General features: G+C 35.4%; 9 protein-coding genes. 7 read left to right on the plus strand and 2 right to left on the minus strand.

Annotation, left to right across the window (positions count from 1 at the left end; genetic code table 11):
- Positions 1–66: 66 nt before the first annotated feature.
- Both EV142_RS13815 and EV142_RS13820 read left to right on the plus strand, forming a co-directional pair.
- A complete protein-coding gene (locus tag EV142_RS13815; protein ID WP_132036453.1) occupies positions 67–1074 on the plus strand; it encodes a 3-oxoacyl-ACP synthase III family protein in 1008 nt (335 codons plus the stop codon).
- 129 nt (positions 1075–1203) lie between these two features.
- Positions 1204–1878, plus strand: a complete 675-nt coding sequence (locus tag EV142_RS13820; RefSeq protein ID WP_132036454.1) for a copper homeostasis protein CutC — start codon at positions 1204–1206, stop codon at positions 1876–1878.
- Between the two features lie 106 nt (positions 1879–1984).
- Here the strand turns inward: EV142_RS13820 and EV142_RS13825 are convergent, their stop codons facing one another.
- Positions 1985–4402: a TonB-dependent receptor domain-containing protein gene (locus EV142_RS13825; RefSeq protein ID WP_132036455.1), complete on the minus strand. Its 2418-nt coding sequence runs from the start codon at positions 4400–4402 to the stop codon at positions 1985–1987.
- A gap of 323 nt (positions 4403–4725) precedes the next feature.
- Here EV142_RS13825 and argS point away from each other — a divergent pair, with 323 nt between their 5' ends.
- From argS to EV142_RS13840, 3 genes are all read left to right on the plus strand, one after another.
- Positions 4726–6504 (plus strand): arginine--tRNA ligase, encoded by a 1779-nt coding sequence (argS, locus tag EV142_RS13830; protein ID WP_132036456.1) that lies wholly within the window; start codon positions 4726–4728, stop codon positions 6502–6504.
- A 678-nt stretch (positions 6505–7182) separates the two neighbouring features.
- Positions 7183–10380 (plus strand): SusC/RagA family TonB-linked outer membrane protein, encoded by a 3198-nt coding sequence (locus tag EV142_RS13835; protein WP_132036457.1) that lies wholly within the window; start codon positions 7183–7185, stop codon positions 10378–10380.
- 12 nt (positions 10381–10392) lie between these two features.
- Positions 10393–11847 carry a SusD/RagB family nutrient-binding outer membrane lipoprotein gene (locus EV142_RS13840; RefSeq protein ID WP_132036458.1) on the plus strand — a complete coding sequence of 485 codons (1455 nt, stop codon included), beginning with the start codon at positions 10393–10395 and terminating at the stop codon, positions 11845–11847.
- Between the two features lie 184 nt (positions 11848–12031).
- On the opposite strand, the gene EV142_RS13845 is transcribed toward EV142_RS13840, so the two are convergent.
- Entirely contained in the window at positions 12032–12934 is a 903-nt protein-coding gene (locus tag EV142_RS13845) for a DUF6607 family protein (RefSeq protein ID WP_132036459.1), read from the minus strand.
- A gap of 106 nt (positions 12935–13040) precedes the next feature.
- On the opposite strand from EV142_RS13845, the gene EV142_RS13850 reads away from it, so the two are divergent.
- Positions 13041–15104 carry a TonB-dependent receptor plug domain-containing protein gene (locus EV142_RS13850; RefSeq protein ID WP_132036460.1) on the plus strand — a complete coding sequence of 688 codons (2064 nt, stop codon included), beginning with the start codon at positions 13041–13043 and terminating at the stop codon, positions 15102–15104.
- A 28-nt stretch (positions 15105–15132) separates the two neighbouring features.
- Complete coding sequence (locus EV142_RS13855) at positions 15133–15759, plus strand: HmuY family protein (RefSeq protein ID WP_132036461.1); 627 nt, start codon at positions 15133–15135, stop codon at positions 15757–15759.
- Positions 15760–15909: the final 150 nt, after the last annotated feature.

Raw genomic sequence — 15909 nt, forward strand, 5'->3', positions numbered from 1 at the left:
GTACGCTTATGTTTTAAAGTATACTTAGATTTGCAATCCAATTTTTTAACAAATAATAAAAAGAATATGTATCATTCAAAAATAGCGGGCTTAGGATATTATGTTCCTTCAAATGTTGTAACCAACGATGATTTGTCCAAGATTATTGATACCAATGACGAATGGATTCAGGAAAGAACAGGAATTCAGGAGCGCAGACATATCATTCGTGGAGAGGATACCACAACTTCTATGGGAGTAAAAGCAGCTAAAATTGCGATCGAACGTTCCGGCATTGCCAAAGAAGATATAGACTTTGTAGTTTTTGCTACATTAAGTCCGGATTACTATTTTCCAGGACCGGGAGTTTTGGTACAACGTGATTTAGGATTAGGAACTGTTGGGGCTTTAGATGTTAGAAATCAATGTTCCGGTTTTATTTACGCAATCTCAGTTGCAGACCAATATATCAAAACAGGAATGTATAAAAACATTCTGGTAATTGGTTCCGAAGTGCATTCAACAGGATTGGACATGACAACCCGCGGACGTGGCGTTTCGGTGATTTTTGGAGATGGAGCGGGAGCGGCAGTTTTAAGTCGTGAAGAAGATTTGACAAAAGGAATTTTATCCACGCATTTACACTCAGAAGGGCAACACGCTGAAGAACTGGCGTTACAGGCACCGGGAATGGGAGCGCGCTGGGTAACCGATATTCTGGCCGATAATGATCCTAATGACGAAAGTTATTATCCGTATATGAACGGACAATTTGTGTTTAAAAATGCAGTAGTTCGTTTTGCTGAGGTCATCAATGAAGGTCTGGAAGCAAATGGTTTACAGGTTTCTGATATTAATATGCTGATTCCACATCAGGCGAATTTGAGAATTTCACAATTCATTCAAAACAAATTCAAGCTGTCGGATGATCAGGTACATAACAACATCCAGAAATACGGAAATACAACGGCTGCCTCTATTCCGATTGCTTTGACAGAAGCCTGGGAACAAGGAAAAATAAAAACAGGAGATACAGTTGTCCTAGCTGCTTTCGGAAGTGGATTCACTTGGGGAAGTGCTATTATTAAATGGTAAAATTTCTGTCTTAATATTATATTAAAACCTGTTCACTTTCTGAACAGGTTTTTTATTTTTGAACTGTTTATTTTTTGATTTCAGAAAACGAGAAATCTTCTTGAAAAAAATTGTTGTAATACAGTAAAAATGAAAAAAAATCAACTCGAAATAGCCTGTTTTAATTTTGAATCTGCTTTGATTGCCCAGGAAAATGGAGCAGACCGAATTGAATTATGTGAGAATATGCAACTCGGAGGAACAACGCCAAATTATATTTTGGGAGTAAGAGTCCGGGAACAATTGTCGATTCCAATGCATGTCATTATCAGGCCCCGCGGTGGAGATTTCGTTTATTCTGATGAAGAGCTGATCGAAATGAAACAAGAAATCAAACAATTTAAAAAATTAGGCGTCAATGGGTTTGTTTTTGGAGTTTTAAACGAAGATGGCGGTGTAAATAAGGTAAGGAATAAAGAATTGGTGAATTTAGCCAGTCCGCTTTCCTGTACTTTTCACCGCGCTTTTGATGTTGTTGAAAACGTAGAACAAGCTTTGGAAGATGTAATAGACTGCGGTTTTAAAACGATTCTGACTTCCGGACAGGGCGTAAATGTTCTGGAGGGAATTTCAGTTTTAGAGAAAATTCAAAAATTGGCAGGCAAACGAATTATGATTATGCCCGGAGGAGGTTTGAGATCTTCAAATATTCAAATCTTACAAGATAAACTGGAACCGACTTTTTATCATTCTTCTGCCATTACGGATCATTCGGAAACAGCGGATCCTGAGGAAATAAAAAAAATAAGAGCTAATTTTCGATAGACGTCGCTCTTGATTGGAAATAAAAAAGGCCTGAAGTTGGCAAACTCCAGGCCTTTTCTCTACAAAAAATTATTAAAAATATAAAAATCTGCTAATACGAACGGGACTAAAACATTCCGCCACCGTCTTTATTAGTGTTGTCTTCTCTTTGTTTACGCTGCAGTTTTTTGATTTTTCCTCCTCCAAAGTTATAGGTTAAACCTAAATATACAGTCTGGCTCTCCCATGTAAACTGTCCTGCCTGAGGATAAGGATACATTGTATCGAAAGCATATTTCATCGTATTGAATACGTCATTGAAACGTACACTGATATTCATCTTGTTGTCTAACAGTGTATAACGTGAACCTATGTCCATTTTGTACATTTCATGACTATTATTTTGAAGTCCGTCGCTTGGCCCTTTGTAAAACCCGAATAACAGGAAGCTTAAACGTTTGTTCACTTTAAAATTGGAGTTCATACGAGCGTTGAAAGCCGATACAGTAATTTTTCTTTCGATCGGATTACTCATTTTGCTCGGTCTGTCATATAAAAACAAAATCCCTTGCTGATTAATACTCGAGAAATCAATAGATGGAGAGATGTCCCACCATTTTGTAATTTTATAATTAAAAGAAGCTTCAAATCCATAAGCGGTGTTGCTGTCGTAGTTGGTAAAAGACATAATCTGTTTTTTACCAGTCAGGTCGGCCACATCAGGATATAAAATTCTGCTGATCTGATCATTGATTTGTCTTACAAATACTCCGGCAGTAAAACTTCCTTTTTCTAATGTTTTGGTATAATTTACTTCAACTGAATTCGTAAACTGAGGTCTCAGTTCAGGATTTCCAAGTGAAGTTACCAAAGGAGTAGAGAATTCACGAATAGGCTTTGTCTGCTCTAAACTTGGTCGATCTACACGACGGCTGTAACTAAGCTGTAAAGTATTTTTCTCATTTAGGTTGTACGTCAAATAAGCAGAAGGATACAGCGTAATGTAATCATCATCAAATTTTTTCTGGCCGTAATTCAGATTGGCAGCCACTTTATAACTTTCAAAACGGGCTCCTACCTGATAACTGAATTTTTTATACTTCTGTCCGAAAGTTACATAAGCAGAGTAAATATCGGTATCATAGGTATAGTTTGATATTTGATCTTTTGCCGCAACAACGGGATTTCCAGTTGCATAATCATTGCCTGTTCTGGTAATTCTGGCTTCGGCACCAGCTTCAAGGGTTGATTTTTCGCTTAATGGATTCACATAATCAATATTCATGGTGCTTAACTGACGATCGCTTTTAATCAAATCGTTGTAAATTATGTTTTTCACTGTATTATCGGGAGCTGTCGTTTTAGTATCAAAATTGGCATTTTGAGTTTCTTTGCTATCGCTGTAGTTTCCTTCAAAATCTAAAGTATGACCCTCTTTTTTGAAAATATGTTTATAAGCTAAATTATACGTTCCTGTTTCTTCAGGTCCTGAATATTTAGATTTTTGAAAGATATTTTTAATGTCCGGATCCCCATTGTTATAATCAATGTCAGTATCTACAAATCCTTTTCCGGTCGATTTATTCTGATTCGTGTAAAAAGACAAAGTATTGTGATCGTTGATCAGGAAATCCATACCAATCTTGTAGAGGTAAGAATCATTCTCATTTTTAATGTCCAGATCCTGTACAATATTCTCATCAAATCTTCGGATCAGACCATCATTAAAATAAGTTCCGAAGTTTTGTCCCAAATTCCCAAAAAAGTTCACTTTTCCGGTTTTATAATTCAAATCCAATGACTGATTGTATTTGGCCGTTTCACCAAAAGTAATACCACCACTATAACTTCCGTTGAAGCCTGTATTAGCATTTTTATGCAAAATGATGTTGATAATTCCGGACATTCCTTCCGGATTGTACTTGGCACTTGGATTGGTAATCAGCTCAATTTTTTTGATAGAAGTTGACGGAATCTGTTTTAATAACTGGGCCGGATCAATATTACTGGGTCTTCCGTCAATTAAGACACGTACATTATCATTTCCGCGAAGCGAAAGTTTTCCGTCCTGGTCAACGTTTACAGAAGGAATATTGTTCATAATGTCAGATGCCGAAGCTCCCGCTGTAGTCAGGTCTTTTCCTACGGTAACCACTTTACGATCAATTTTTTGTTCTATTGTAGAACGTTCATTTACAATGTTTACGCCTTTTAGCTGTGTAGCTTCTTCTTCAAGAGCTACTTTGACAATTGCTTCTTTTTTGTTGTCGCTTAAAATAATCGAACCCACATATTTTCTAAATCCAATGTACTGAATTTCGATGGTATAGTTTTTTAAAGCTAAATTTTTAAAGCTAAAATCACCATTATCATCTGTGTTTAGTCCGGAAACTACCTTTCCGTTGTCTTTGATCGAAACCGTAGCATATGAAATTGGAGCATTGTTCGATTTTTCGGTAATTTTTCCGGAGACTTTCCCCGAATTCTGAGCCTGCGCTGTTGCCATTACACCCAGTAATGCGAACAGAAAGAATTTTAATTTCATAACGTGGTACTTGATTGATTTGATTTGATTGATGATGATTTGTTTTTAGTTTTTTTAGTTTTTTTTTCTTTTGAAATGAATTCAAAGTCCCTATTAAGACTCTTTTGTTATCGATATGTTACAAAAAATAAAAAGAAAATTTGCATTTTTTTAAAGACCCGCTGTTTTATAAGAGATTAAGGTTTTGATTTTTTGATAATTTTAACAATTGAAATAAAGTGTTTTTTGTGAAATTCTGACTCTTTTCAATAATTTTATATGTTTTTGATTTTCTCTAATTGGTGAATAAGCAGTATCTTTGCTCACTTTAAAAATAAGTTTACATGTCATTATCACAAATTCTTACACCTTCTATACAAAAAGCAATACAAGCATTATTTGATGTCAGTGTTGATAAAATTGAGTTTCAGACTACCAGAAAAGAGTTTGAAGGCGATATCACCATGGTACTGTTTCCTTTACTAAAAGTGATTAAAAGTAATCCTGTTGAGTTAGGAAATAAAATCGGAAATTATCTGGTTGAAAATGTTTCCGAAGTGGCGCGTTTCAACGTCGTATCCGGTTTTTTAAACATTGTGATTGCTGATCGTTATTATTTGAATTTCTTTAATGAAATAAAGGACAATGCAAAATTTGGTTATGCAACTCAAAATCCGGAGGAGAAAGCCATTATGGTCGAATATTCTTCGCCAAATACCAATAAACCTCTACACTTAGGTCACGTTCGTAACAATTTGTTAGGATATTCTGTTGCCGAGATTATTAAGGCTTCGGGTAAAAAAGTATATAAAACACAAATCATCAACGATCGTGGAATTCATATCTGTAAATCGATGCTGGCCTGGGAGAAATTAGGAAACGGAGAAACTCCCGAAAGTTCCAATTTAAAAGGAGATAAATTAGTTGGTAAATATTATGTAGAGTTCGATAAAGCGTATAAAGCTGAAATCTTCCAATTGATGGAATCCGGAAAAACAGAGGAAGAAGCAAAAAAACAGGCTCCGATTATCATTGAAGCCCAGGATATGCTTAAGAAATGGGAAGCCGGGGATGAAAAAGTGATTACGCTTTGGAAAATGATGAACCAGTGGGTTTATGATGGTTTTGCTACCACTTACTCTAATCTTGGCGTTGATTTTGACAAATATTATTATGAAAGTAATACCTATTTATTAGGAAAAGATGTAGTTCAGGTGGGACTTGATAAAGGTGTTTTCGAAAAAGATCCGGACGGTTCAGTCTGGATTGATCTGACAGATGAAGGTCTGGATCGTAAAATTGTACTTCGTTCAGACGGAACAGCCGTTTATATGACCCAGGATATCGGAACGGCCATTCAGCGTGTAAAAGATATGCCGGATGTTGGCGGAATGGTTTATACCGTTGGTAACGAGCAGGATTATCACTTTAAAGTTTTATTCTTAATCCTGAAAAAATTAGGTTTTGACTGGGCTTCAAGTTTGTATCATTTATCATACGGAATGGTTGATTTACCTTCCGGAAAAATGAAAAGCCGCGAAGGAACCGTTGTAGATGCCGATGATTTAATGCAGGATATGACAGCTACGGCAAAACAAATTTCTGAGGATTTAGGAAAACTGGACAGTTATTCTGCTGACGAAAAAACCAAATTATACAAAACAATTGGTCTGGGAGCCCTTAAATATTATATTTTAAAGGTAGATCCGAAGAAACGTATTTTGTTTAATCCGGAAGAATCAGTGGACTTTGCCGGAAATACGGGTCCGTTTATTCAATATACTTATGCAAGAATCCAGTCGATTATTCGTAAAGCCGATTTCGATTTTTCAAGTAAAACGGATACTACAGCCTTACACGACAAAGAAAAAGAACTAGTCAAACAAATCGAACTTTTCCCGGAAGTAATTCAAAATGCTGCTCAGAATCACAGCCCGGCGTTAATTGCTAATTACACTTATGATCTGGTAAAAGAATACAATTCGTTTTATCAGTCCGTACATATTTTAGGCGAAGTAGATCTTACAAAAAAAATATTCAGAGTTCAGCTTTCTCAAAAAGTGGCTGAAGTTATAAAAGCTGCTTTTACGTTATTAGGAATTGAAGTTCCGGAGAGAATGTAAATTTCAGTAAACAGATTTAGAAAAGCCGATAGTGTTCACTATCGGCTTTTTTATTGCTTAAACCTTTGAAAAAGTAGGGTTTACGTTTCCTAAAATAGGCATCCGTAGTATGACTTAATTATTGTTTTTAAAATAAAGTAAGATTATATTTGCATATATAAATATATTATATTAATTTTCCTACGTTGTTTAAATGCAAAAGTCAAGAGGTCAGTTTAGGCCAAATTTGTAGCTCAGATACCACAGAAGAGTCATTCTTAAACAATCCATACAAATATCCCACAAATGCTGATTTTTAGAGATTAGAGATATTCTCCTTATTATTCATTTTTAATTATTTTGAATTAGTACGCTTGTAGTTATTAATAGATATAAGGATAAACCGTCTGAATAAATTTTGGACGGTTTTTTATTTTTCTGCAAACCATTTAATGAAATTTCAAATGTGACTTATAGCACTTTTTATTCTGAATTTTTCATTTGCTGTTTTTACTATCCATCAGTCTTGTTAAAACATTGAAATAAATTTAATTATGTAAGATTTTACTCTAAATAATATTTTATAATTGTTTATAAAGTAGTATAAGGTTTACATTTTATAATGTTAAATATGTAATTATTCTTGTTAAAAATATTTTAATTTAAAAAGTTCGGCCCATAATTTTAAAATTAAAAATCATGAAACAAAAATTAAAAGGATTAATGTCCCTGTTTTTCGCGCTTGTTTTGCAATTTACTTTTGCACAGGAAAAAACAGTGACAGGAAAAGTTTCTGACAATGCAGGAATGCCTTTGCTCGGCGTTAGTGTTTTGGTCAAAGGAACGAAAGCAGGAACTCAAACTGATTTTGATGGGAAATATGCTATTCGGGTAGCATTAAATCAGGTGTTGGTATTCAGTTACATCGGAATGAAAACTCAGGAAGTACCAGCAAGTACATCAATAATTAATGTTAAATTAATTGACAATGCACAAGAACTGGAAGGTGTTGTGGTAACGACTGCATTAGGAATTAAAAGAGATCGAAAATCTCTTGGCTATGCGACTCAGGAGGTTAATGGGGAAGATTTGACAAAGGTGAATACAGGAAACGTTTCAAATTCAATTGCAGGAAAAGTCGCCGGTATTGAAATTAAAAGAAGTGGTAACATCGGAGGATCAACAAACGTGGTCATACGCGGTTCTAAATCAATTACCGGAAACAATCAGGCTCTTTGGGTAGTTGATGGTATCCCGTTAAATAATGATAATTCAAATTCAGCTGATCAAAAAATGGGACGTTCCGGTTTTGATTATGGAAATGCTGCATCAGATATTAACCCGGATGACATTGAAACAATAAACGTACTTAAAGGCGCTGCGGCATCTGCTTTGTACGGTTCAAGAGCTGGAAATGGTGTTATAATTGTTACCACTAAAAAAGGGAAAAAAGGAAAAGGGCTTGGGATTTCTTTTAGTTCGGGTATCTCAACGGGTACTGCCGACAAAAAAACGCTTCCTCAGTATCAAAAACAATATGGAGGCGGGGACAGTTCTGTATTCAGTTCAAAAGTAGATTTGGGACAAGGGGAATTTCCAACAATAGTAGCAGAAGATGCATCGTGGGGGCCGGCATTCAATTCCTCTCAGAGAGTCTATAACTGGAATTCCTATTATCCGGAATTAGCTACTTATGGGAAAACATCATCTTGGGTAGCTGCTAAAAATGATCCGATCTCATTTTTTAACCATTCTACTACTTATACAAACAATATTGCGATAAGTAATGGGAATGAAAATGGCACTTTTAGATTTGGTTACACTAATTTCGATCAAACCGGAATCTTGCCTAATAGCTCTATAAAGAAAAACAATTTTAATTTTTCCGGCAGCTATAAAGTAAGCAGCAAAACAGAAATCGCTGCCACTGCAAATTATATTGCTTCCGGTGGAACCGGATTAAACGATACCGGATATTCAGATAATATCATGGGTAGCTTTAGACAATGGTGGCATACTGATGTAGATCTTAAAGAGCAGGAACACGCCTATAAATCAACGGGTAAAAATATTACCTGGAACCCAAGATCTACAACAAATACAACTCCTCTGTATTGGGACAACCCTTACTTTGGCCGTTATGAGAATTACAACAATTTTAGCAGGGATCGTTTCTTTGGTAATTTTACCATTAACACTGAAATTACAAACTGGTTTTCTGTAACAGGAAGAGGAGCAGTAGATACCTATGCAGAAACTCAGGAAGAAAGAGTAGCGGTAGGATCGGGTGTAGACAGCAATATTTCAGGGTATTCCAGATATGATAAGAGATTCAGAGAAATTAATCTTGACTTATTATTAAACTTTAAGGCCAAAATTGCAGAAGACTTTAACTTTAGAGGTTTACTTGGGGCGTCAAGCAGAAGAAGCCGCCTCAGTTCTATACGTGCATCAACAAATGGAGGTTTGTTAATTCCAAAAATGTATGCGCTTTCTAATTCCGTTAGCGGCATAGAAAATCCAAGGGAATTTTTAGATGAACGTGGCGTCAATAGTGCCTATGCAAGTGCCTCTTTCGATTACAAGGAAACTTTTTTCATTGAAGGAACTTTTAGAATTGATGAATCATCTACGTTGCCTGCAAAAGAGTCGAAATACAATTATCCGTCTGTTACAGGAACTTATATTTTCAGTAAACATTTGAATTTACCGTGGTTAGAATTTGGTAAGTTACGGGTTAATTTTGCTCAAACGGGAAATGATGCCGAGGTTCATGTAATTAGTCCGGTTTACACCAAAGGAACTAATTTTAATGATAATCCAATATTTTCCAATGAAAATATTCGTAAAAATCCCAACTTAAAATCGGAAACTATTGAGGGGCAGGAAGCCGGAATTGAATTGCAATTCTTCAAGCGAAGAATTGGTCTTGAAGCTTCTGTTTATAAAAGTACGACTAAAGACCTGATTATGGATATCACTACAGGTTCCGAAACGGGATATAGCGGAACAACAACAAATGCCGGAAAACTTACGAATAAAGGTGTAGAATTGACGCTTACGTTAGTTCCTGTAAAGACACAAAATTTCTCCTGGACTTCAAAAATCAACTGGAATAAAAATGATAGTAAGGTTGTCTCCTTAGCTGATGGCCTTCAGCAAGTAGTTATTGGTACATTTAATCAGGGAACAAGCTTAAATGCTATTCCGGGCCAGCCACTTGGCGTAATCAAAGGTTCCGGGTACAAATATTTAAATGGAGAAAGAGTGGTATTGCCAAATGGAAACTACGATAGAGTGAGTAACGTTGCTATTGGAAATGTAACTCCGGACTGGACAGGTGGTATCAATAATATTTTTAATTACAAAAGATTAACTTTTAGTTTTTTAATTGATATTAAAAAAGGAGGAGATGTCTTCTCATTAGATCAGGCATATGGGCAAGCCAACGGTCTTTATCAAAATACTGTCGGAACAAATGATTTAGGGAATCCAATCCGTAATAAACTTACTGATGCAAGGCCAGGCGGACAAATCTTACCGGCTGTTCAGGCTGATGGTACTCCTAATAATGTGAGAGCGGCGGTTACCACTGATAAAGGGGAATCTAACTTAGGATATAAATCTTTTCCGAATCAGGCCTTTGTATATGATGCTTCCTATGTGAAACTGAGAGAAGTTTCTATTGCCTATCAATTACCACCAAAGCTTTTAGAGGGCACATTTATGAACAATGTGACTTTTGCTGCAAATGGAAGCAACATATGGATTATTCACAAAAACGTACCATACGCAGACCCTGAGGCTGGTTTTAGTTCCGGAAATTTCCAGGGATTCCAAACTGGTGTTATGCCATCAGTAAGAGAAATTAGCTTTAGTGTAAAAGTTCAATTCTAAAAAATCAAAAAAATGAAAAAATTAAAATACTCTATATTTTTTGAAATCCTGGGAGTAAGTTTAAATTCCTGTGATAATCTCGAGGGTTTAAACGAGGATACTAAAGCATATGTTACACCTGTTCCGGAAGCGCTTATGACTTCTGCACAGGAGCAATATGCTATTTTTTTAAACAATGCATCTGCCAATAGAAATAATTTCAGATTGTATGTACAGCAATGGTCAGCGATTGCTTACCCGGATGAATCCAGATATGAGATGGCTGCCCGCTCGTTAGGAAATTCAAACTGGCAATTACTTTACAGGGATGTGCTGAAAGACTTAATCGATGCCCAGAATAAAATCGCCAACGCCCCCGTATTAGATGCTAAGGCAATTGCAGTAAAACAAAACAAAATTGCAATTCTTGAAATTCAGATTGTTCAGGTATTTCAGACTCTGGTGGATCTTTACGGTAATGTGCCTTATTTTGAAGCGGTAAAGCCAGATAACTGGCTGCCAAAATACGATGATGGACTTACCATTTACAAAGATTTGGCAACACGCTTAACTAATGCTATAAGCAAATTAAACACTACTCACGAGAGCTTTGGTAAAGCGGATTTAATTTACGGAGGAGATGTTGCCAAGTGGAAGAAATACGGAAATTCTATTCAAATTAGATTAGGAATGCAATTATCAGATGTAGATGCGGTTCTTGCTAAAACTTTGGTTGAAAGTGCTTACAATTCGGGTGCAATGACAAGCAATGCTGACAATGCTATTTTTCAATACACGTCTGCTAAACCACATTTCAATCCAAACTACGAAGATTTTAAAAGTAGGGCAGATTTTGCTATATCGGGCTTATTCGCAGATGTCTTAAATGATCTTAAGGATCCCAGAAGAGATTTCTACTTTGATCCAGCTTCTAAAAAAGGAGGTGTATACGTGGGTGCACCGTATGGTTTTAAAGCTGATATTGAAACGATCTCTTTATTCAATACGACCTTAAAAGAAATCAATTTCAAAGGAGATCTTTTTGATTATGCAGAAACATCTTTTTTGTTAGCCGATGCAGCTAACAGAGGATGGGCTGTTGGTCCTACTGCCACGCATTACAATAATGGTATTACTGCAAGCATGAAATATTGGGGTGTCGCAGATGCAAACGTTGCAGCTTATCTTGCACAACCTAATGTCGCTTTCACTACTGCAATAGGAAGTAATGCTAAAGAAAGAATCGCATATCAAATGTGGATTGCATATTACAACAGAGGATTTGAGGCCTGGACAGCATATAGAAGACTTGATTTTCCAAAACTTCAGGCACCATCTACTGCTGTAGATGCTGCTGAGAAAAAAGTCCCTGTGAGAATGGTTTATTCCCACCTGGCTTCCTCTACAAACGGAGTGAATTATACTGCTGCTTCAGCTGCAATTGGAGGCGATAAAATGACAACCAAATTATTTTGGGATAAGTATTAGAATCAAAATAGATTCTAATCATACAATAAACCCTTTATTCATTTTTAACTATTTTGAATTAGTAAGCTTTTAGTATAACTGAAAAAGGGGAAACCGTTTAAATTAATTTTTAAACGGTTTTTTGTTTATAAAAAAAGCCAATAGTCCTGAAACTATCGGCTTTTTACAACTAACACAAACATTTTTATTTTACGAACTTGTCGATTATAGCATCACTTTCTGCTTTTGTAGCGTTTGGTTTTAAATCAAATAATAAAGAGTAAAGGGCTTTTCTATCCACTTTTGCTTCTAAGTTTAAGTCTTTATGTCTGTCAAAAAGAGTCTGCCATTTATCACGAACATTTTTCCACAAGGCATTATTTTCTTTCCACCATTTCTGACCGGCAATACATTTGCTATCCGGAACTTTTGTGTAAACGTCAAATCCTTTTTCCTCTGCTAACAAAACGTCTTTCCCGTTATCATCTCTGATTAGTTTAGCATTGTCCTGTTCATGGTTCCATCCGGTAGCAGTGATTTCGTGAATGTTTCTTCTTTTTAAAACATTATAATCATTACGTTTGGTCTGCTCTCTTCTGGGAAGAGGTGCATCAGCCACATTTGACCAGTAGTTTTCTCCGTCCACGTGAACCCACGTTGAAGATCCTTCATATCTTGGACTATCGTCTACCTGAAATACTTTTTGAGTCCATTGTCCTTTTACGGCTTTTGGATCCAGCTTTTTATATTTCCAGGAATTGTTTTTATCAAATGAATACAGCTCTGTATTTTCATACAACCAGTCTTGTCTCCAGTGTTTGATAATCATATCATCACTTACAATTAATAAGTGTTGCATCACGATTTTGTTTGGAGTGTCTTCTAAAAGTTCAACCCATTCTAAAGCAGATTCATGTTTAGTCTGAGAAGGTTTGTAAGTTGCTGAATCCTTAGCATATTGAAAAGTTTCTGCAAAATTAAACTTCACTTCATAACAACCACACATAGATTTAATTGACTTGATGTCTTGTTGTTTTTTGTCCTGACTGAAACCAAGGCTGCAAGTCAAAGCCATAACGGCTGAAAAATAGAGGCTTTTTGTAATCATAACTTATTATTTTGGTTTTAAATTTTTTGGCAAATATATGTTTTTTATTTAGAATAAATAAAAATAGTTTCTATATTTGCGTCATTATTAAGACTCAATAAAAATAATGAAAATAAAAATTACCCTTTTTGCGATAGTTGCATTTGCAGTTCATATTTCAGCGCAGGAAACGCAAAAAGACACCGTTAATTCGAAAGAAGAATTATCTGAATTGGTTATTACAGGGACAAGAACAGAAAGACGGCTTTCGACTTTACCATTGCCGATGACGGTCATCACAGCGGAGACAATTGCAAAAACAGGGGTTACAAGACTAAACGAAATTCTAAACGAGCAAACGGGAATTATTTTAATACCGGATCAGAGTGGTTTCGAAGGTATTCAGATGCAGGGTTTAGATGCAGCCTATACCATGATCCTTATTGACGGCGTTCCGCTTGTTGGAAGAAGTTCAGGAGTTTTAGATTTATCAAGGGTTTCTGTTGGAAATATAGAGCGAATTGAAATAGTAAAAGGAGCATCATCAGCTTTATATGGTTCAGAAGCGATGGGGGGAGTAATAAATGTTATCACAAAAAGACCCACAAAAGATATGTTAGGAGGTAGCCTCTCTTACAGATATGCAACCTTCAACACAAATGATGCAAATGCCAACCTGCTTTGGAAAAAGAAGAAATTTGCAGCCAATATATTTGCCAATTTCTTTTCCTCTGATGGATATGATTTAGACAAAAGCACTCCATTGAAGAATGTTGAAAGCTACTATAATACCACAATTCAGCCAAAACTGTATTATGATTTTTCTGATAATGTTAAATTAACAGTGAGTAACCGTTTTTACAATCAAAAAATGGATAACAGAGCAATCATTGATTCTGAAGGTTATAAAGGTGATGCAAAAGAAAATGAGTGGAATTCTCAAATTAAACTGCAGCATACATGGAATAGATTGTATACAGAATATGAATTGTACGCTACCAATTATAAAAATGATGCTTTTTTAAAAGATGAAAATAACGTGCTCTTTGAAAATTCATATTACGATCAATGGCTTTTTCGACCTGAAATAAGGACAACTTTATCCTTAAAAAAGGATAAAATAACAGGAGGAGTCGGGGTTAATTATGAATCTCTGGACCGAACTTATTTTGATAAAAATGTAAAGTTTAATTCGCAATATGTCTTTCTGCAATACGATTACAATCCAACCGAAAAAATAAATATCCTGGCAGGATTCAGATTTGATAATCATAGTGAATATGCATCTCAGTTAAGTCCTAAATTGGCAATAAACTATAAATTTAATAGTGACTTTTCTCTAAAAGGTTCTGTAGGATATGGTTATAAAGCACCTGATTTCCGTCAATTGTTTTTTGATTTTACGAATCCTTCTGTCGGATATACGGTTTTGGGTTATAATGTTGCAGAAGCCCGTTTAAATCAATTTGAAGAGCAAGGTCAGCTTTTGTCCAGAATACCGGGAGTCGATTTTGATAAACCACTTGAAGCGGAAAGCTCTGTTAATTTTAATTTTGGAACATATTTCAGAAAAAACAAATTTAGATTAGAAGTAAATGTTTTTTATAATTCAATTCATAACCTGATTGAAACTGGTGTTGTAGCGCAAAAAACCAATGGTCAGAATATTTTCAGCTACTTTAATATTGATGAAATTTTTACTTACGGTCTGGAATATAATTCAAGCTATAATTTCACCAAGGAATTTACAGTATCATTGGGATATCAATACCTGATAGCTAAGAATAAATCTGTAGTTGATAATTTTGAAGACTATCAATACATCCGAAATTCAGATTTGCAAACGGTTCAAATTCAAAAATCAGAGTATTTCGGATTATACAATCGATCCAAACATACTGCCAATATTAAAATTGCTTACACAATTCCGAAAATAAAAACCGATATCAATTTACGGGTTTTTTATCGAAGCAAATACGGAATGTCTGATACGAACGGTAATAATATACTGGATAAGTACGACAATTTTATTGGGGATTATTTTACAGCAAATTTATCCATTTCAAAGAACATTGCAGACAAGTTCATGCTTCAGGCTGGTGCTACTAATTTATTTGATTATACAAATCCTGCTCAAATTACCAATCTGGCCGGAAGACAACTTTTTGCACGAATTCAATACAATTTTTAATTAATAATTTTTAAACACCTTTAACAAAATGAAAACAAAATTCTTAAAACTATCGCTTTTGGCATTATTTATTTTTACGGCATCTTGCAGTAGTGATGATGATAAAACTGAAGAAACTCCAGTAGTAACTACAAAAGTATCGAATATCTATGCTCCACAAACGGGAGGTCAGGGGCAGCCTGTTGGGGGCGAATTCACAAAATTCAGTTTTTCTCAAAATAAAACTGTAACTGATGACAGTTGGGATATCGCTTTCCGTGGTACTACTATTATTGTTAATGGTGGAGCTAAAATCAGTACTACAGATACTGGAGAACCTGAGAGAAAAGGACAAGGAGCTGTAAGTATCGTTTCTGGTACATTTGCAAGTGTAACTGCTTTTCCTGCAGCTGCTACTTTTGTTCAGGACAAAGATAAAGTTTCTGCTATCACTACTGGAAGCGGAAATGGCTGGTATAACTACAATTCAACAACTCACATAGTTTCACCTATTGCAGGAAAAGTATTTGTTGTAAAAACACATGATGGTAAATATGCAAAATTCGAAATCTTAAGTTATTATAAAGATGCACCAGCAGCACCATCAGAAACTTCTGTGTCGCCATATTATACTTTCAATTTCGCATACCAGGCTAACAGTACAACAACATTTTAAATGTAATCCATCCTTAAAGAATTCATTTTTTGAGTTTATTTTCAGGATTGCTGAAGAGGAATTTATTTATATAAAATTAAAATCCTTTCGGGAAATAAAGAAGTAAAACGGGTAAAATAATGGTTCAATAACCGCAAATCAAGATCGTTT

The organism is Flavobacterium circumlabens, assembly GCF_004345565.1.
Classification (GTDB): Bacteria; Bacteroidota; Bacteroidia; order Flavobacteriales; family Flavobacteriaceae; genus Flavobacterium; species Flavobacterium circumlabens.